Genomic DNA, 16,866 nt, shown 5'->3' with positions numbered 1-16,866 from the left:
TTTGTTAGTATAATAGGATAGAATGAGCATACATGGCAACATGGGAAAGGAGTTTTTATGAAAGAGAAGTTGTACTTGAAAAATGATTTGGCGATCATCAACTATACAGGCGATATTCCGAAAAGCAACGCAGAACTGATGAACTCATCGGTTTTTCATAATTTTATTCATGTTTATATCGACTACTTGCGTGATTTTGATGAAACGCTGTATCGCTATGCGTTAAATCATCGTTCACCGCGGGAAGCGTGCTTTGAGATCTGTAAGTTATTAAGAATGCTGATCGTTTTGAAATGTGAAGAAATTGAAAGCGACTATTTGAATGACAAAGGCAAGCTGGCGCAGTTTATTGAAGAACTGTATAATTTCTGGAAGCATCATCAGCGATTTGCGGTCATGGAAAATGCGACATCTGCTATGGTCATGGCTGCCGATACCACTTTCAGCAATCAGATTCGTGCTTTGTATCGTTTGCTGGAGGAAAAGATCCAAGGCAGAAGCACCCGCGTATATCGTCAGCTGCAGGCGGGCACCAATGCCTGTGTCAGCTTGAAAAAAATTGCACCGAAGCTGCCGGAACTGTATGCGGCGCTTCATGAAATTCCTTTTATTGATACGGTTACACTGCGTACACCGTTATTGATCTATCCAAAATCCAATAAACGTACCGGCATGTTTACGGAGCGTGATACCAACCCGATCCATGAATTCAGCGGCAATCAAGAGGAATGGATGTGTTATCCATGCAAGATCGGCAGTCTGCTTGCTTTTATTTATCTGCATCGCGATTATATTGCCAGCGGTATTTCCTTGGCGAACTTATTTGAATTAGCAACGGTTGAGGAATGCGGCAAAAAGCCGGACTTGATCTGCTTGTTTGGCAATGAGGACGGAAAAAATCAAACGACGTTTTATCATGATGTGCAGCACGATATCTGGGTAGGCTGTGTTTCCTATGGACCGCTGATCGATTATTTCGGCTATATCAAGAAGATGTCTTTGACATTGCATAATCTGGCGATGATGCAAAAGGGCTGGCTGCCGATTCACGGTGCATTTGTCAATATCACTTTGCGCAGCGGCTTAAAGAAAGGCATCATGCTGATGGGGGATTCCGGAGCGGGGAAATCAGAGTCCATTGAAGCATTGCGCGCGTTAGGGAAAGAGAAGATCAGAAAGATCGAAGTCGTATTTGATGACATGGGAAGCATTCATGTGGAAGATGGGATCCCTTATGGACAGGGAACCGAGATCGGTGCCTTTATCCGACTGGATGATCTGGATAAAGGAACCCCATACCGCGATATGGATCGTTCGATCTTCATGAATCCGGATTCTGCCAATGCCCGTGTCATTACGCCGGCCGCACCATATGATGTTGTTGCCCAAAATCATCGCATCGACTTATTCTGCTATGCCAATAATTATGACGATCAGATCGGCATGCGGGAAATCGAAGATCTGGAAGAAGCGAAGGCGATTTACAAGGAAGGCAAACGCATGGCGTTAGGAACGACGCAGGAGATCGGTATCTCTAAGACTTACTTTGCCAATCCGTTTGGGCCGATGCAGAAGCAGGAAATCTGTGATCCATTGATCGATGAAGTATTTGCGGTATTAAAGCAAAATCATGTTTATATCGGGGAAATCTTTACGCATCTGGGTTTTCGCGATGACAATACGGACGGCTTAAAGAAAGCCGCAGAAGAACTGTTGCGCTTTATTGAGGCAGATTAAGAAAACAAAAATACTGTCGATGGCGAGGTGTCCGTAAAATAGGTAAAGCTAAAATCGAACTGATTATGGTATCTGTCGGACAGGGGTGATTAAACAAGAGTAAGCTATATTTGGTTTGGTGATCAAATATAGCTTTTTTTATCTCAAAAGACAGGTCTGCTTCCTGTCATTTTTTAATTACCGGAAACTGGTTTACCAGTTATAGCCGCATAATTATGATGATGGGAAAAATAGAAACAAAAAGTTTCATAAAGTTTTCATGAAATACGCTTACAATTTATGATACAATAAAGATATTCAAAGAAAAAAGAGGGGTGTTGTTATGAATTATGTGTTTATTTCTCCCCATTTTCCGCCGACTTATTGGAATTTCTGCGATCGGCTGAAAAAGATGGGGCATCAGGTATTCGGAATCGGTGATGCGCCGTATGAAACCCTGCCGGAAGAATTAAGGGGATCGTTAAGTGAATATTATCGGGTAGACAATATGGAAGATTACGATCAAATGGTAAGAGCGCTTGGCTACTTTACGTTTCACTATGGCAAGATCGACTGGCTGGAGTCGAATAATGAATATTGGCTGGAACAGGATGCGGCATTACGTACTGATTTTAATATTGCGACCGGCCTAAAGAAAGAAGCGCTTGCATCATTCAAACTGAAATCAGCGATGAAGGCGCTCTATGAAAAAGCACAGGTACCTTGTGCGCGCTATCATTTGGTAGATACGCTTGAAAACGGCCTTGCCTTTATCAAAGAAGTAGGCTATCCGGTCATCGTAAAGCCGGATAACGGGGTCGGCGCCGCTGAAACCTATAAGCTGAAAAACGAGGAAGATGTCAAAGCCTTTTATGCGAAGGAGTGGATGACGCAGTACATCATGGAAGAGTTTATCGACGGCACGATCGTTTCTTATGACGGGATTGCCGATGCCAACCGCGATCCGCTCTTTGAAGTATCACATTATTTTCCTACACCGATCATGGATATCGTCAATGATCAGATGGATTTGTACTACTATACGCAAAAGACGGTCGATGCGGATCTGCAAGAGGTGGGCAGAAGGGTCATCAAGGTATTTCCGACCAATAGCCGCTTTTTCCACTGTGAGTTTTTTCGTTTGAATAAGGCAAAAAAAGGATTAGGGAAAAAGGGTGATATCGTGGCGCTGGAAATCAATATGCGCACGCCCGGCGGCTTTACTCCGGATATGATGAATTTTGCGGGAAGCTGCGATGTTTATCAAATCTTCGCCGATATGGTAACCTTTGATCATACGGACATCAAACCGAAGCAGGATCAGTACTGTGTGTTTGCTTCCAGACGTGATGGCAAAAGCTATCGCTATGACAAGAGCGAAGTCATGAAAAAATACGGAGATGAGATCAAGATGAGCGGCCGTATGCCGGATATTCTTTCCGGTGCAATGGGCAATGAGTTTTATATGCGAGTATGTAAAAAGAAAAGCGAGATCGAAGAATTTGCGGCGTATGTGCATGAAAAGGCGGTAGAAAAAGATGAAGATTGCGTATTATAAAGAATACAGTCATTTCTTACAAAGAGAAATGGAGTTTAAGGTGTATGGACATGCCGGCAAGCCGTGTTTGGTGTTCCCGGCTCAGGATGGACGTTTCTATGACTGGGAAAACTTCCGCATGGTAGAAGTAACGGATTATTTGCTGGAAGAGGGGCGCTTGCAGTATTTTTGTGTAGACAGCATCGACCGGGAAACATGGTCTGATCAATATGGCGATCCCCGCGGCCGCGCACTGCGTCATGAGGCGTGGTATCACTACGTGGTAGAAGAACTGGTGCCGCGCATCTATGAGATCAATACGCTGAGCAACGGCGGTAAGGTCGCAAGCGGTATCCTTACGACGGGATGCAGTATGGGTGGCATGCATGCGGCGAATTTCTTTTTCAGACGACCGGATTTGTTTGATGGCTGTATTTCACTGAGCGGGGTCTTTAACAGCCGTATGTTTTTCGGTGATTATATGGATGATATCATTTATAACAATGCACCGGAAGTGTACTTGCGCAATCTGGCAAATGATCATCCGTATGTCGATCTGTATAATCGCTCTTACATCGTATTATGCTGTGGACAGGGGGCATGGGAGGATGAAATGATCGCTTCCTCTAAAGAGATGAAACGCATTCTGGAAGAAAAGGGGATTCATGCGTGGATCGATTTCTGGGGCTATGATGTCAATCATGACTGGCCTTGGTGGCAGAAGCAGCTGCCTTATTTCTTAGAGAAGATCGTATAAAACAAGCGCTGCTTGCAGGGGGAAGGAATCACATATAGGGTTTCTTTTCCTATACTTTTGTGTATGAAAATGGAAAAGAACGCCGAGGGGGATGGCGTTCTTTCCATAAAAGTATGAATTATAAGGGGATAGAATGATATGGGAAACTACTAAGAGGGGATCTCATAGTTTTCCATTTGACAAAGGTTTTCCTTTGCCTGTCTATACTATACGAATTTGCTTTCGCGAAAATATCAATCCTTTATGGTAAATGATGTGAAAGCAAAAAAGGCAGCTGTTTCAGACAAAGAAAAACATCCGTGGGGAACGGATGCTTTTCCACTAAAAAATTATGATTTATAAGGGGATAGAATGATATGGATATACGATAGGGGAATCGTTATCCACGACAAGTTTCCTTGTCTGGTAATAGTATAGAAGAAAGCAATCGCAAAAATATCGTATGATTGTGGTAAATCATGTGAATTTAGTAGGAATTAAAAATAGGTGTGCTTGCTGATTGACCGAAGACCAAGTAAACGGAAACATTCATGACGAATGAAAAAGGAACGACAACGCAGCTGGATCCAATCACAGTGGCAATTGATTGGAAGAAAGGAGAAAGCATATTGTAAGGAATGACTGTTTAGATGCGTCAATTACGATATGCCAAAGAAATATGCGGTTTTGTTTATATCGTGGAGAAGCAATAGATGATACGCTGTTTGAAGCGATGCTGCGACTGGATAGCGTAGTATTCCCGATCGAGCAGGGAAATGCTTTGCCGCCGGAATACTTTTATGAGCTGTATGCGGAAAGCAAGGAAGGTTTGTTTTTGCTTTGTGATGCGGAAAAAGGAGAAGTGGTCGCTTATCTCAATGCGATCTTTTTGAATCAGGAACAGCGGGATCGCTATTTGCATGGCGGGCATTATCGTGAGTTAAAAAACTGCGGTCTGCGCAAAGGGGGCAATATTTTATATCTTTATACGATTGCCTGTGATGCGCGTTATCGCGGCGGTCAGGTGATGAAAGAACTGGCTAAGGGCTTTGTGATGTGGCTGGACGGCTGTGAGAGACAGGGCGCTTATATGCAGGAGGTATTTGCGGAAGCGGTAAGCGAGGATGGCGCACGAATCTTGTCAAAAGGCTTCGGTATGATTCCTTTTGACCCTGAACAGATTGATGAACAAGGCTGCGGCTATTATTATGCGCCGGATTGTCTGCGGCAGTATCGTCAAAAGATGAAGCGGATCATGCAGGAAGAAACAGCGGATCAGCATTGTTAAAGCTTGATCCATATAGAAAAAACCGGCTTGGACCGGTTTTTTTTGTATGACTGGTGGGGACAGCGGGACTTGAACCCGCACGGGAGTATAATTCCCAACGGATTTTAAGTCCGTTGCGTCTGCCTATTCCGCCATGTCCCCAATAATGGAGGTTCCGATCGGATTTGAACCGATGATCACAGAGTTGCAGTCTATTGCCTTACCACTTGGCTACGGAACCATGAGTGCCATTACATTATATTGTAACGCTATGGAATTGTCAATAACTTTTTTTCAAAAAGCACGTATCTGAAAAGTGATCTTCGAAGGATCAGAATATGGTAAAATTTCAAATCTGTTATATCCAATTTTAAGGAAACATGGTAGAATGATAGCGGTGGTGATGTTCATGAAAGTTCGATACTCCGAAGAGATGAAAAAACAGATCTTGGTTTACAGTACATCAGGAGGAATTTGTATCCTGTTGTATTTCATTATTGCGCATTTTGCGATCATTCGTGAAGCGTTTTATTATGTATCCGCATTGGCCTTTCCTTTCATCCTCGGGTTTGCGATCGCTTTCCTGCTAAATCAGCCGATGCTGTTTATCGAACGTCGTCTGCTTGGAAAAACGAAGCTGAAACAGTCTACCAAACGCTCGATTTCCGCGATCGGCGCACTGTTATTGGGCATCCTGATCGTTGTTTTGTTTTTATGGATCGTCATTCCGCAGCTGTTTGATTCACTGATGATGCTGGCGGATAAAATACCCGGTTATGTAGAGGGATTTCAGGAAGATGTAGAGGCGTTGATTGCCGAACACAATATCGACCTGCAGCAGATTCAAGATCTGCTTGGCGATCAAAGCGATATTTTCAGCAAGATCACGACATACTTCACCGATCTGCTGCCACAGATGCTGGCGGCCAGTTATCAGTTTGGCAAGACGCTCATGAATATCTTGATCGGTATTGTGGCGGGGCTTTATATCCTATTAGACAAAGAACGCTTCAGCCGCAACGTCAAACGTGCCAATTATGCGTTTTTACCGAAAGGCGTTGCCGATTATTTAAGCAAACTGATTCATATCATAGAAGATATTTTCAATAACTTCATCGTCGGCAAGGCGATTGATTCTTTGATCATCGGTATTCTTTGTTATATCGGATTGAATGTGTTTGGCTTCCCATATGCACCGCTGCTGGCGTTTGTGGTCGGCATTACCAATATGATTCCGGTATTCGGCCCTTTTATCGGTGCTGTTCCGGGTATTTTGATCCTGCTGATCATCGAACCGATGGAATCGTTGTATTTTGCGCTTTTCATCCTTGTTTTGCAGCAGTTTGACGGCAATATTTTAGGACCGTTGATCTTAGGCGATAAATTGGGATTGCCGAGTCTGGCGATTTTGTTTTCGGTCTGTGTCGGCGGCGGACTTTTCGGGATCGTCGGTATGTTCATCGGTGTACCGACCTTTGCGGTATTGTATTATGCGATCAAAGAATTGATCGATTATCGTTTGGAAAAGAAACAGATCAAGCCGCATGAATTGGAATTGAAAGAATAAACGACCGCTTCTGCTCATGATCCGTGGCAAAGCGGTCGTTTTTTAGGAAGAACAGCCGTGCTTGTTTGATGCCGGCTTTTTATTTTTTGCAGGCTGCCGCTTCATCGACCGATGCAAACAGTTCTTCATAGGTTGGCATCGGATAGTTTTCATAGGAGATCGATTCTTCTAATTCATCGATCACTTCCCGCAGGTAGCGCATGGAAACCACGACCTGATCATTGAGATAATAGGCGATTTCCTGATGATCGTTTAATCCTCTTACGCCCAGATAAGCATGCTTCAGATTGTGATAGCGCGTATGGAAGCGATCTAACACAGCTAACAGCTTATTGACCTTTTTCTCATAGAAAGGGTGTGGTGAAGGCAGTGCCTTTAATGCGTCGCTGTAAAAGCGGATTTCTTTAATGAGTGCTGGAAGCAGTGATTTTTTTGATACATCCAGCAGCGTTTTGACTTCTACATGCACCGAATTGATAAATTCCGTGTATAAGATGTCGCTGCGGGCAATCAGTTCATTACGATGATAAACTTGATTGCGTTCAAATAAAGCGACTGCCTTTTCCTCTGTCAAAGAAGCGATGGAATATACATAATAAGGGATGTGCGGTAAGCCGCGTTCCTTTGCTTCCTTTCGCCATGCCGGTGCATAGCCGTCTCCGCTAAATAAGATGCGGCGATGCTTTTGAATGATGCCGCGGCAGATCTTTAAGGAAGTCTTGCGAATATCGTCTATGTATTTATACTGCTGTAATTCATCGGCGATCTGTTTCAAAGTATCGGCGACGATCGTATTCAGTACGGTATTGGTCGTAGCGGCGGAGCGGGAGCTGCCGACCATGCGAAATTCAAATTTATTGCCGGTAAAGGCAAAGGGAGAGGTTCGGTTGCGATCACTGGTGTCTTTTGGCACATAAGCCAGATTGACAACGGACAAAGCGCCGGCATCCGCGGTCGGGTTAATGTCCATATCGCCTTTTTCAAGCCGCAGTAAAATGTCTTCCAGATAATTGCCCATGCAAATGGAAATGATTGCCGGCGGTGCTTCATGACCGCCTAAGCGATAGTCGTTGCTGTAAGAGGATGCCGCCATACGCAATAATTCCGGATAAGTGTCCACAGCCTGAATGATCGCACAGACAAATAATAAGAAACGGATGTTTTCATGCGGTTTTTCTCCCGGTTCCAGTAAATTTTGACCATCATCGCTGACAAGCGACCAGTTGTTGTGTTTTCCGCTGCCGTTTACATGTTCAAATGGCTTTTCATGCAGCAGACAGGCCAGATGATGGCGGGCAGCGCATTGCCGCAGTACGTCCATGATGATCTGATTCTGATCGACGGCGATATTGCTCTGCGCATAAAGCGGGGCGATCTCAAATTGACAAGGCGCTGCTTCATTGTGCTCCGTTTTCGCGTAGATGCCAAGCTTCCATAATTCTTCGTCCACATCGCGCATAAAGGCGCTGACCCGATCGGGGATCGCACCGAAATAATGATCGCTCATTGCCTGTGCCCGCGGCGGCAATGCCCCAAACAATGTCCTTCCGCAGTTGCGCAGATCCATCCGTTCATGAAACAGTTCCCGGTCCACAAGAAAATACTCCTGCTCTAAGCCGACCATCGGCTGCACTTGCTTGATGTCCTTATCCTTAAACAGATTGACGATGCGGGTCGCCTGTTTGCTGATGGCGTCGATCGACTTTAACAGCGGCGCCTTTTTATCCAGGGTTTCACCGTTGTAAGAAACAAAGATCGTCGGGATGCACAGCACATTTTCTCGAATAAATGCCGGAGAAGTACAGTCCCAGTATGTATAGCCGCGCGCTTCAAAGGTTGCCCGCAAGCCGCCGTTTGGAAAAGAAGAAGCGTCGCCTTCGCCTTTGATCAGATTTTTCCCGGAAAAGCGGCTGATTGCCATATAGTCGCCCGGTTCGATAAAGCTTTCATGCTTTTCAGCTGTGGAACCGCCCATTGGCTGAAACCAGTGAGTAAAGTGGGTAACTCCTTTTTCCATTGCCCATGTTTTCATCGCATGGGCGATCGCATCAGCGGTCGGCAGATCCAGCGCGTCTTCTTTGCGGGTCGCCGTCTTCCATTTCTGATAGATCGGAAACGGCAGGCGTTCCTTCATGACCTGCTGCGAAAAAAGATTGGTACCGAATGCGTCAAACGGATGTGTCTGCATAAATAAGCCTCCTTATTTTATCTATATTGGTAATTATATAGGAAATATGAAAAAAATCTATAAAAATATGAAATAAAAACAAAAATTAGAGGTAAATTATCATTTTATAGCAATAAAAACGGTGATAAAAACGAAAAAACGACATAATTTCAAAAAAACGAATATGCTTTGTGAAAGCTTTTGTGGTCATTTTCTTGCATTTGCCTGAATAGAAGCGTATAAATAAAGACAGAGGCATACCGTTTTTTGATTACCTGAAATAAAACAGACGAAATGAGCTGTTGATAAGGGGAAGCGCGTATCAATAGGAGGGTGAATGATGTTGTTGCTGCGGGAAATGAAACAAACAGATATTGAAGATTATGTACGCTGGTTTACCACAGAAACGAAGTGGGGATCGACAGATGCACCATGGGAGCCGTTTACCGGTACTGTGCAAGAGGAGCGGGAAAACTGGACGAACTATTATGAACAAATGCAAAAAAGGTCTGCCAATACGCTTTGCTGTCGCTTTGAAATAGAAGTGGACGGCGTCCATGTCGGCTGGATCAGCACTTATCGGGATATGGAATGGTTTACTGCTCCTGAAAGCGGCTTAGCGATCGGCATCAGCATCGCGCAGGACGGTTATCGTGGAAAAGGATATGGCAGGCTTGCTTTGTGCAAGGCGATCGATTATTATCGAGCGAAAGGGCTAACGTGTTTATATACCCAGACATGGTCAGGCAATGAAGCGATGATCGCACTGGCGAACAAGCTGGGATTCAAAGAGATCGCCCGCAAAAAAGAGCATCGGGAAGTAGCGGGGAAACGCTATGACGCATTGACCTTTGTTTTATGTTTATGACAGCAGCGGCGGATAAAAAGGTTAAAACATCCATCAGCAGGCAAGGCATGAGCGATCATGTCTTTTTTCATGTAAGACCTCTAAATAAAAGCTTTCTGTATTATGAAACGATACGTAGACGCATGCGTTTATCATAATCCGATGGAAAGCGCATATACTAAATGCAAAGGAGGTATGTCGATGGACTTGTGGAAATGTGATGTGTGCGGCTATGTCTGCGAAGCGATCCAAGCACCGGCAGTATGTATCAAATGCGGAGTAGGCAGCGAGCATTTTCAAAAACTGAATGAAGTGCAGTCACAGCTGCTGTATGACAGTGAACGCACCAACGATCAGCACATCAAGATCATCGCCTTGGCGGCAGAGTTAATAGAAGCAGCAAAGATCGGTATTGAAGAAAATTTAGATCCGGGCTGCAAAAAGGTGTTTGAAATCGTCATAAAAGACGCTTGGGAGATCAAACAGCTGGCAAAGGCAGAATTGGCAGGACATCAGAAGAAAGGGAAATTTTAGGAGGGGCATATATGGAATTAGCAGGAACAAAGACTGAGGCGAATTTGTTAGAGGCATTTGCAAAAGAGAGTGAAGCACGCAATCAATATACTTTTTATGCGAACAAGGCGTATGAAGAAGGGCTGGTCCAGATCGCTAAGCTGTTTGAACAGACCGCAGGCAATGAAAAGGAGCATGCCAAGCTGTGGTTTTCTTATCTTTGCTGTGGGATCCCATGCACGAAGGATAATCTGAAAACGGCGGCAGGAGCGGAAAATGCGGAATGGACGAGCATGTATGCACGCATGGCGAAAGAAGCAAGAGAAGAAGGCTTTTGCGAGATCGCGGAGGCGATGGAAGGCGTTGCCTGTATTGAAAAACGCCATGAAGCGCGCTTTGTGGCATTGCTGAACAATTTAGAAGACGGTACGGTGTTTGAGCGGAAAGAGGAAGTGGTTTGGGAATGTTTGAACTGCGGACATCTGCATTGTGGATGCAGCGCCCCAAACTGCTGTCCGATCTGTCATCACACAGCCTCTTATTTTGCATTGTGCTGTGAAAACTATTAAGGTTTTCAAGAGTCGATCTGTTGCGGATTGACTTTTTTTATGTGACTGTTTCTTACAAATGTTAAATCTACGTAAAATAGTTGAAAAAATTAAAAAAGTGTGTAAAATGGTGCGTAAGAGGTGGATTGAAATGATCACATTCATCAAAGAAAAGTATCGTCGTTTATCACCTGCCCGCAAGATCGCATTGACCTTTTTATTGGTGATCTTAAGCGGAGCAGTTTTGTTATGGCTGCCGATCAGTAATAAAGACGGCGGTTTTTTCCCGTTTTTAGACGCGCTTTTCACTGCCACCAGCGCGACCTGTGTAACCGGATTATTTACCAGTCCCATTGCGACACAGTTTAATCTGTTCGGTCAGATCGTCATGATGCTGCTGATCCAGATTGGCGGATTGGGGCTCATGACCTTGATGGCTTTGTTCGTGTTGGCGATGAAAAATAAACTGAGCATGAAAGAAAAGCTGGCGATGCAGGAAATGTTAAACAAAAACAATATTTTCGACATGCGTACGTTTTTGGTCGATATCTTACGCTATACCCTGTTTTTTGAAGGATTGGGCGTTGTCATTCTCGCGATTCGTCTCATGCCGGAATTTGGGATCTGGCAGGGCTTTTTCCATGCCTTGTTTTTATCGGTCAGCGCTTTCTGTAATGCCGGTTTTGATCTGTTCGGCGCCGATTCGCTCATCGGTTATCGCGGTGATCTCACTTTGAATTTTGTGATCATGACGCTCATTGTGTTAGGCGGGATCGGGTTTGCCGTATGGTTTGATGTAAGGGATAAGTTACATGATCTGTTCCATCGCCGTATTTCACTGCGCAAAGCGCTGCGGACGCTTTCCACGCATACCAAAGCGGTATTGCTTATGACGGCGATATTGATCTTCGGCGGCGCGCTGGTATTCTTTTTATTAGAATATCCAAATCCGCTGACCTTTCAGAATTACAGTGGTTTGGATATGGGCTTGGCTTCCTTGTTTCAATCGGTTACTTTGCGTACAGCCGGTTTTGCGACGATGGATCTTTCCACCACTACGGTCGCCACAAAGTTCTTGATGATGATCTTGATGTTTATCGGCGGGTCGCCGGGCGGAACGGCAGGCGGGATCAAGACGACGACTTTCTTCGTGCTGTGTGCTTTCATCTATACGATGTTAAAAGGACAGGAGCATGTCAAAGCTTTCCATCGTCTGATTCCCCGTGAAACGATCATCCGTGCCAGCAATGTGATGGTCATTAACCTGATCACGCTGTTTGTGGGGATCTTTCTGCTTTGTGTCAGCGATGGCGCGCTGGGTTTTGTGAATCTGGCGTTTGAAGCGGTTTCCGCCATGGCGACAGTCGGATTGACGCTTGGTATTACGACAAGTTTATCGGCAATAGGGAAAGTGATCATCATCTTATTGATGTATGCCGGCAGGATCGGCATTGCGACGCTGCTGTTGTCGCTGATCAAAATGAAACGGGTGGATGACCGCCCGATCGCGTATCCAAACGGAAATATTTTAATCGGATAAGGAGATGTGTGTATGCGTAAAATGAATGATCGTCAATATTGTGTACTGGGCCTTGGTATATTCGGCTCAACGGTTGCCAAAACATTGAGCAGTTATGATTGTGAAGTGCTTGCCATCGACAAGGATATGACCTGTGTGGAGCGCTTGGCTGATGATGTGACACAAGCGGTGCAGTGCGATATTACCAACAAGGAACAGCTGCGTGCGGTAGGCGTCGCGGATTGTGATGTTGCGATCGTCGGGACCGGCAGTCATTTGGAGGACAGCGTCATGGCCATTATCAACTTAAAAGAACTGGGTGTGCCATATGTCGTAGCCAAAGCGAAGAACAAGAGGTATATGCAGATCTTTCAGAAGGTCGGTGCAGATCGGGTCGTACGGCCGGAAAAAGAATACGGCAAGCAGTTGGGGAAAAGCCTATTGAGCCGTAATATTTTCGACATGATCGATATTGATGCCAATTACAGTATCGTCGAGCTGAAAGTGCCGAAGGAGTGGGTCGGAAAATCTTTGAAGGAAATCGACGCCAGAAGCCGGTTTGGAATCAATGTCATCGGTCTGCGCAATCAAAGCAGCGATGATTTGAAGATGAATATTGACGTAGACTATCATTTTCAGGAAGACGATCATATCGTACTGGTAACCGATATGGAAACGATTGCCGATTCCCGCAACCATCTGCTTGATGAATAAGCGCTGCATCACAGGCAGCCGCAAAAGGACGCAGGTCATGATGAAGAATCGGTTGATGCAAACGTTTTGTTTCAACTGAAAATATGCTTGAAACTCATGCACACTGGCATAAAGAAGCGCAGCACAGGAGAGGAGAAACCAGTATATGAATACACCGACACTGGAAACAAAGCGGCTGATCTTAAGGCGTTTTACAGAAGCTGATTTAGAGGCGCTGTTTCTGATCCTAAAAGATGAAGAAGTTAATCGCTTTTTGCCATGGTTTCCAATGAAAGACATTGAGGAAACAAGCGCGTTTTATCAAACGCATTATGCTGCGCAGTATGCAAAGCAATCAGGCTATGCTTATGCGATCTGCTTGAAAAGCGACAATGTGCCCATAGGCTACATAAAGGCAGATGTGGAGGAACCTTATGACTTCGGTTATGGACTGTTGAAAGCATATTGGCATCAGGGGATCATAAGAGAAGCGGGGAAAGCTGTTATTGAACAGGTAAGAAGTGATGGACTGCCCTTTATCAGTGCGACACACGATCGAAACAATGTGCGCAGCGGTAGGGTAATGCAGGCACTGGGGATGATATATCGTTATTCTTATGAGGAATTATGGCAGCCGAAAAACAAAAAGGTTGTCTTTCGCATGTACCAGCTGCATTTTACGGACAGCGATGATGTGTATGATGGCTATTGGAAACGATATGAGAATCATTTTATCGAAGAACTGGATGATGAAGCATAGCAAACGGTAAAAAGGCAGAATGATTCCTGCCTTTTGTTTTGTTTGAAAATATTGTTTGGGTGATCGATAAAGTTCCATAAGTATAGTGCTAAAAAGTTTATCTTTATGAAATACAGGTGTCTTATTCTTTTTGGATCGCCGCGGTAGATGCACCGAGCAGTTTGATGACAGCGTGAGGGTTCGTCTCGATCTGATAGCCGATCTTGCCGGCGCTGAACACGATCGTATCAAAACGCAGGCAGGTAATATCAAAAACAGTTACATACGTTTTCTTCATGCCGAGCGGAGAACAGCCGCCCCGTACATAACCGCTGACTTGATTGATCTCCTTGACCGGGATCAGCTCTACGCTTTTTGCCTTTACCGCTTTGGCGCATTTTTTCAGATCCAGTTCTGCATTTGACGGCACCACAAATACATAATATTGTTTTTTCAATGAAACGCAAAGCAAGGTCTTAAACACCATGGCAGGATCTATTTGTAAATGAGCGGCGACATCAACACCCAAAGAAGGGCCGTCTCCATGAGGATAAGTGTGTACGCGATAGGGAATGCCTGCACGATCTAATAAACGCATCGCGTTGGTCTTTTCGATCTTTTCTTTTTTCATCTGTTTCACCTTCTTAGCTTAATCATAATACAAAAGCATGCGGAATTCATCTTTTTTGTGAAACAACTACATGAAATGTTATAGCGTTTCCCAATGAATCAGTGTATAATTGACGAAGATGAGGTGGAAGATATGAAAATATCGTTAATTGCAATGGATATGGACGGCACGCTGTTACAAAGCGATCAGACGATCAGTGAGAAAACGACAAAGAAGCTGATCGAGCTGCAACAAAAAGGCATTAAGATCGTGTTGGTGAGCGGCCGTAATTATAATCGTTTGAAACGCTATGCCGAGCAGTTACAGTTAGAGAAGTACGGCGGCTATTTGATCGAAGTAAACGGAATGGCGATCAATGACCTGCAAAAGAAACAGCGTGAGGTGCTGGAACGTCTTTCCATTCAACAGGCCAGGGAACTGTTTGCCCTGCTTCAGCCTTATGAGGTGGAAACCCAATATATCATGGATGACGGCTTATATGTGCATATTCCCGAGGTGTGTATGCAGGAAAAAAAGAAACTGCGTAAAGAACATCATATCCCGGATGATTTCCCATGGACCGCCGGTGCCACAAATGTGTTTTTTGATGCGCGGGACGGTTATGCGCGCATTATGTATATGGAACACGCTTCCGAGATCGTCGAAGAGATCAATAAGGTCGGCATTCCCGCAACAGCGAAGCAGTTGGAAGTGATGATGAAAGATCTCAGTGAACTGAGCGATACGTACTGGATCGGCCGTACGACGCCGACTTGGCTGGAAATTATGCCGGTCAATCTCAGCAAGGGCAAGGCATTGCGCATGCTGGCACAGCGCTTGTCCATTCCGATGAGCGAAGTCATGTGTTTTGGCGATGGGGAAAATGATCTGAGCATGTTTGAAGTGTGCGCTTATCCGATCGCAATGAGCAACGCAATGGATATTGTAAAGCAAAAGGCGTATACTATCACTGTAGCCGATCATGATCATGACGGCATTATCGAAACATTGAAACAATATCATATTGGTGAAACGGAGGAAAATGTATGAAAGTAATCAAGCAAGCGGAATTTGAAGAATTGAAAAAACAGCCGGGCGTACTGGTCGTAGATTTCTTTGCGACATGGTGCGGACCTTGTAAAATGTTGTCACCGGTTTTGGAAGAAGTGGCAGAAGAATTAGCGGGAAAGGCTGCGATCGTAAAAGTAGATGTCGATGAATCAGGAGAATTGGCTTCCTCTTATGGCATCATGTCGGTGCCGACGCTGATCGTTTTCAAGGATGGAGAGGCAGTGAAGATGAGTGCCGGATTCCAGCCGAAAGAACAGCTGAAAGCGATGATCGAAGCTTATTTATAGTCTGCTGTGGTGAGAAAGGATGACGATGTGTTGCATCCTTTTTCTTTTGCATTTTTGCTTACTTCTGGTACAATGATTTTGCGATATAGAAAGGAGAAATGAATGATGTTGGCTGATTATCATATGCACAGTGCTTTTTCCCCGGACAGCGCGCTTCCTTTAGAGGAACTGATCGAAACCGCGATCCGAAAAGGTCTTGATGAGATCTGCATCACGGATCATTGTGATTACAGCGTCAAGGGTGCAGGGCATGGACTTTGGGAATTGGATTTTCCTCGTTATTATGAGCACTATCTGGCATTAAAGAAACGCTATCAGGATCAGATCACGATTCGCTTTGGCTGTGAGTTCGGCGTGCAGGAGGCGTGTATCAAGCGCTATCAGGAAGTATATGCGGCTTATCCCTTTGACTTTATCATTTTATCAAACCATCAGATCGATGATCTGGAGTTTTGGGATCAGGGTTTTCAAAAAGGCAAAACGCAGGCGGAATACAACAGACAGTATTACGAAGCGATCTTGGCGGTCATGAAACGCTTTGATGATTATCAGGTGCTGGGACATTTGGATATGATCAAGCGCTATGATGAGCAGGGCGTTTATCCGGATGAAGCGTGTATGGACGTGATCGATGCGATCTTAAAGCTGGCGATCGAAAAAGGCAAAGGCATTGAATTAAACACTTCTTATCATCGCTATGGTCTTGCGGACAGCACGCCTTCCCATATGATTTTGAAGCGTTATCGGGAACTGGGCGGCGTGATCGTTACGATCGGTTCTGATTCTCACGATGCCGCACAGGTCGGCGCTTATATCGAGGAGGGCAAACAGGTGTTAAGGGCATGTGGGTTTTCTTCGTTTTGTACGTTTGAGAAAGGGCAGCCGCTTTTTCACGCCTTATAGAAATCTGCCGTTCACCGGATCGTTCTTATTTTCTTTTGCTTGTTTTTCATAAACGTACAAAGTCTTGTTGATCTTCTCAATGGATGAGCAAGTGAACAAACAATGAAAGTTGGGAAAATGACAGTACTTTGTCATGCGAAAATATG

16 protein-coding genes and 2 tRNA genes are annotated in these 16,866 nt (G+C 44.7%); 14 read left to right on the top strand and 4 right to left on the bottom strand.

Annotated elements, in window-relative coordinates:
• Window positions 1–57: 57 nt before the first annotated feature.
• From C1712_RS05255 to C1712_RS05240, 4 genes are all read left to right on the top strand, one after another.
• Window positions 58–1,737 carry a phosphoenolpyruvate carboxykinase (ATP) gene (locus C1712_RS05255; protein WP_102267458.1) on the top strand — a complete coding sequence of 560 codons (1,680 nt, stop codon included), beginning with the start codon at window positions 58–60 and terminating at the stop codon, window positions 1,735–1,737.
• A 322-nt stretch (window positions 1,738–2,059) separates the two neighbouring features.
• Window positions 2,060–3,274, top strand: coding sequence for an ATP-grasp domain-containing protein (locus C1712_RS05250; RefSeq protein ID WP_102267456.1), 1,215 nt, complete (start codon window positions 2,060–2,062; stop codon window positions 3,272–3,274).
• On the top strand, window positions 3,255–4,010 hold the full coding sequence (locus C1712_RS05245) for an esterase family protein (RefSeq protein ID WP_102267454.1): 756 nt from the start codon (window positions 3,255–3,257) through the stop codon (window positions 4,008–4,010). The genes C1712_RS05250 and C1712_RS05245 overlap by 20 nt, the downstream gene beginning before the upstream one ends.
• Before the next feature lie 658 nt (window positions 4,011–4,668).
• Window positions 4,669–5,277: a hypothetical protein gene (locus tag C1712_RS05240; RefSeq protein WP_102267452.1), complete on the top strand. Its 609-nt coding sequence runs from the start codon at window positions 4,669–4,671 to the stop codon at window positions 5,275–5,277.
• 51 nt (window positions 5,278–5,328) lie between these two features.
• On the opposite strand, the gene C1712_RS05235 is transcribed toward C1712_RS05240, so the two are convergent.
• Both C1712_RS05235 and C1712_RS05230 read right to left on the bottom strand, forming a co-directional pair.
• A tRNA-Leu gene (locus tag C1712_RS05235) sits at window positions 5,329–5,418 on the bottom strand.
• A 5-nt stretch (window positions 5,419–5,423) separates the two neighbouring features.
• Window positions 5,424–5,497: transfer RNA gene (locus C1712_RS05230), tRNA-Cys, on the bottom strand.
• A gap of 168 nt (window positions 5,498–5,665) precedes the next feature.
• On the opposite strand from C1712_RS05230, the gene C1712_RS05225 reads away from it, so the two are divergent.
• Window positions 5,666–6,823 carry an AI-2E family transporter gene (locus tag C1712_RS05225; RefSeq protein ID WP_102269765.1) on the top strand — a complete coding sequence of 386 codons (1,158 nt, stop codon included), beginning with the start codon at window positions 5,666–5,668 and terminating at the stop codon, window positions 6,821–6,823.
• Window positions 6,824–6,902: 79 nt separating this feature from the next.
• Here C1712_RS05225 and C1712_RS05220 read toward each other — a convergent pair whose 3' ends face one another.
• Window positions 6,903–9,011 carry a glutamine synthetase III family protein gene (locus C1712_RS05220; protein WP_102267450.1) on the bottom strand — a complete coding sequence of 703 codons (2,109 nt, stop codon included), beginning with the start codon at window positions 9,009–9,011 and terminating at the stop codon, window positions 6,903–6,905.
• Window positions 9,012–9,330: 319 nt separating this feature from the next.
• On the opposite strand from C1712_RS05220, the gene C1712_RS05215 reads away from it, so the two are divergent.
• From C1712_RS05215 to C1712_RS05190, 6 genes are all read left to right on the top strand, one after another.
• Entirely contained in the window at window positions 9,331–9,858 is a 528-nt protein-coding gene (locus C1712_RS05215; RefSeq protein WP_178200135.1) for a GNAT family N-acetyltransferase, read from the top strand.
• Window positions 9,859–10,038: 180 nt separating this feature from the next.
• A complete protein-coding gene (locus C1712_RS05210) occupies window positions 10,039–10,371 on the top strand; it encodes a rubredoxin-like domain-containing protein (RefSeq protein ID WP_102267446.1) in 333 nt (110 codons plus the stop codon).
• An 11-nt stretch (window positions 10,372–10,382) separates the two neighbouring features.
• Complete coding sequence (gene rbr / locus C1712_RS05205) at window positions 10,383–10,919, top strand: rubrerythrin (protein WP_102267444.1); 537 nt, start codon at window positions 10,383–10,385, stop codon at window positions 10,917–10,919.
• Window positions 10,920–11,049: 130 nt separating this feature from the next.
• On the top strand, window positions 11,050–12,438 hold the full coding sequence (locus C1712_RS05200) for a TrkH family potassium uptake protein (RefSeq protein ID WP_102267442.1): 1,389 nt from the start codon (window positions 11,050–11,052) through the stop codon (window positions 12,436–12,438).
• 12 nt (window positions 12,439–12,450) lie between these two features.
• A complete protein-coding gene (locus tag C1712_RS05195; protein ID WP_102267440.1) occupies window positions 12,451–13,131 on the top strand; it encodes a potassium channel family protein in 681 nt (226 codons plus the stop codon).
• A gap of 145 nt (window positions 13,132–13,276) precedes the next feature.
• Complete coding sequence (locus C1712_RS05190) at window positions 13,277–13,870, top strand: GNAT family N-acetyltransferase (protein WP_102267438.1); 594 nt, start codon at window positions 13,277–13,279, stop codon at window positions 13,868–13,870.
• A 121-nt stretch (window positions 13,871–13,991) separates the two neighbouring features.
• Here C1712_RS05190 and ybaK read toward each other — a convergent pair whose 3' ends face one another.
• Window positions 13,992–14,480, bottom strand: coding sequence for a Cys-tRNA(Pro) deacylase (gene ybaK, locus C1712_RS05185; protein ID WP_102267436.1), 489 nt, complete (start codon window positions 14,478–14,480; stop codon window positions 13,992–13,994).
• A 93-nt stretch (window positions 14,481–14,573) separates the two neighbouring features.
• Between ybaK and C1712_RS05180 the strand changes: the two genes are divergently transcribed.
• The 3 genes from C1712_RS05180 (at window position 14,574) to C1712_RS05170 (ending at window position 16,720) form a co-directional block, all read left to right on the top strand.
• Window positions 14,574–15,509 carry a Cof-type HAD-IIB family hydrolase gene (locus C1712_RS05180; protein WP_102267434.1) on the top strand — a complete coding sequence of 312 codons (936 nt, stop codon included), beginning with the start codon at window positions 14,574–14,576 and terminating at the stop codon, window positions 15,507–15,509.
• Window positions 15,506–15,817, top strand: a complete 312-nt coding sequence (gene trxA, locus C1712_RS05175; RefSeq protein WP_102267432.1) for a thioredoxin — start codon at window positions 15,506–15,508, stop codon at window positions 15,815–15,817. The genes C1712_RS05180 and trxA overlap by 4 nt, the downstream gene beginning before the upstream one ends.
• Window positions 15,818–15,922: 105 nt before the next feature.
• Window positions 15,923–16,720, top strand: a complete 798-nt coding sequence (locus C1712_RS05170) for a histidinol-phosphatase HisJ family protein (RefSeq protein ID WP_102267430.1) — start codon at window positions 15,923–15,925, stop codon at window positions 16,718–16,720.
• Window positions 16,721–16,866: the final 146 nt, after the last annotated feature.

The sequence above is a fragment of the Massilicoli timonensis genome (genome assembly GCF_900199515.1).
GTDB lineage: Bacteria > Bacillota_I > Bacilli_A > Erysipelotrichales > Erysipelotrichaceae > Massilicoli > Massilicoli timonensis.
The sequence above is the reverse complement of the archived record's forward strand: the minus strand, read 5'-3'. Positions and strand labels throughout refer to the sequence as shown.

What these genes read in the sequence shown, in the direction of transcription:
- C1712_RS05255 (WP_102267458.1), top strand. Translation starts at nt 58, where the DNA reads ATGAAAGAGAAGTTGTACTTGAAAAATGATTTGGCGATCATCAACTAT.
- C1712_RS05250 (WP_102267456.1), top strand. Translation starts at nt 2,060, where the DNA reads ATGAATTATGTGTTTATTTCTCCCCATTTTCCGCCGACTTATTGGAAT.
- C1712_RS05245 (WP_102267454.1), top strand. Translation starts at nt 3,255, where the DNA reads ATGAAGATTGCGTATTATAAAGAATACAGTCATTTCTTACAAAGAGAA.
- C1712_RS05240 (WP_102267452.1), top strand. Translation starts at nt 4,669, where the DNA reads ATGCGGTTTTGTTTATATCGTGGAGAAGCAATAGATGATACGCTGTTT.
- C1712_RS05225 (WP_102269765.1), top strand. Translation starts at nt 5,666, where the DNA reads ATGAAAGTTCGATACTCCGAAGAGATGAAAAAACAGATCTTGGTTTAC.
- C1712_RS05220 (WP_102267450.1), bottom strand. Translation starts at nt 9,011, where the DNA reads ATGCAGACACATCCGTTTGACGCATTCGGTACCAATCTTTTTTCGCAG.
- C1712_RS05215 (WP_178200135.1), top strand. Translation starts at nt 9,331, where the DNA reads ATGTTGTTGCTGCGGGAAATGAAACAAACAGATATTGAAGATTATGTA.
- C1712_RS05210 (WP_102267446.1), top strand. Translation starts at nt 10,039, where the DNA reads ATGGACTTGTGGAAATGTGATGTGTGCGGCTATGTCTGCGAAGCGATC.
- rbr (WP_102267444.1), top strand. Translation starts at nt 10,383, where the DNA reads ATGGAATTAGCAGGAACAAAGACTGAGGCGAATTTGTTAGAGGCATTT.
- C1712_RS05200 (WP_102267442.1), top strand. Translation starts at nt 11,050, where the DNA reads ATGATCACATTCATCAAAGAAAAGTATCGTCGTTTATCACCTGCCCGC.
- C1712_RS05195 (WP_102267440.1), top strand. Translation starts at nt 12,451, where the DNA reads ATGCGTAAAATGAATGATCGTCAATATTGTGTACTGGGCCTTGGTATA.
- C1712_RS05190 (WP_102267438.1), top strand. Translation starts at nt 13,277, where the DNA reads ATGAATACACCGACACTGGAAACAAAGCGGCTGATCTTAAGGCGTTTT.
- ybaK (WP_102267436.1), bottom strand. Translation starts at nt 14,480, where the DNA reads ATGAAAAAAGAAAAGATCGAAAAGACCAACGCGATGCGTTTATTAGAT.
- C1712_RS05180 (WP_102267434.1), top strand. Translation starts at nt 14,574, where the DNA reads ATGAATCAGTGTATAATTGACGAAGATGAGGTGGAAGATATGAAAATA.
- trxA (WP_102267432.1), top strand. Translation starts at nt 15,506, where the DNA reads ATGAAAGTAATCAAGCAAGCGGAATTTGAAGAATTGAAAAAACAGCCG.
- C1712_RS05170 (WP_102267430.1), top strand. Translation starts at nt 15,923, where the DNA reads ATGTTGGCTGATTATCATATGCACAGTGCTTTTTCCCCGGACAGCGCG.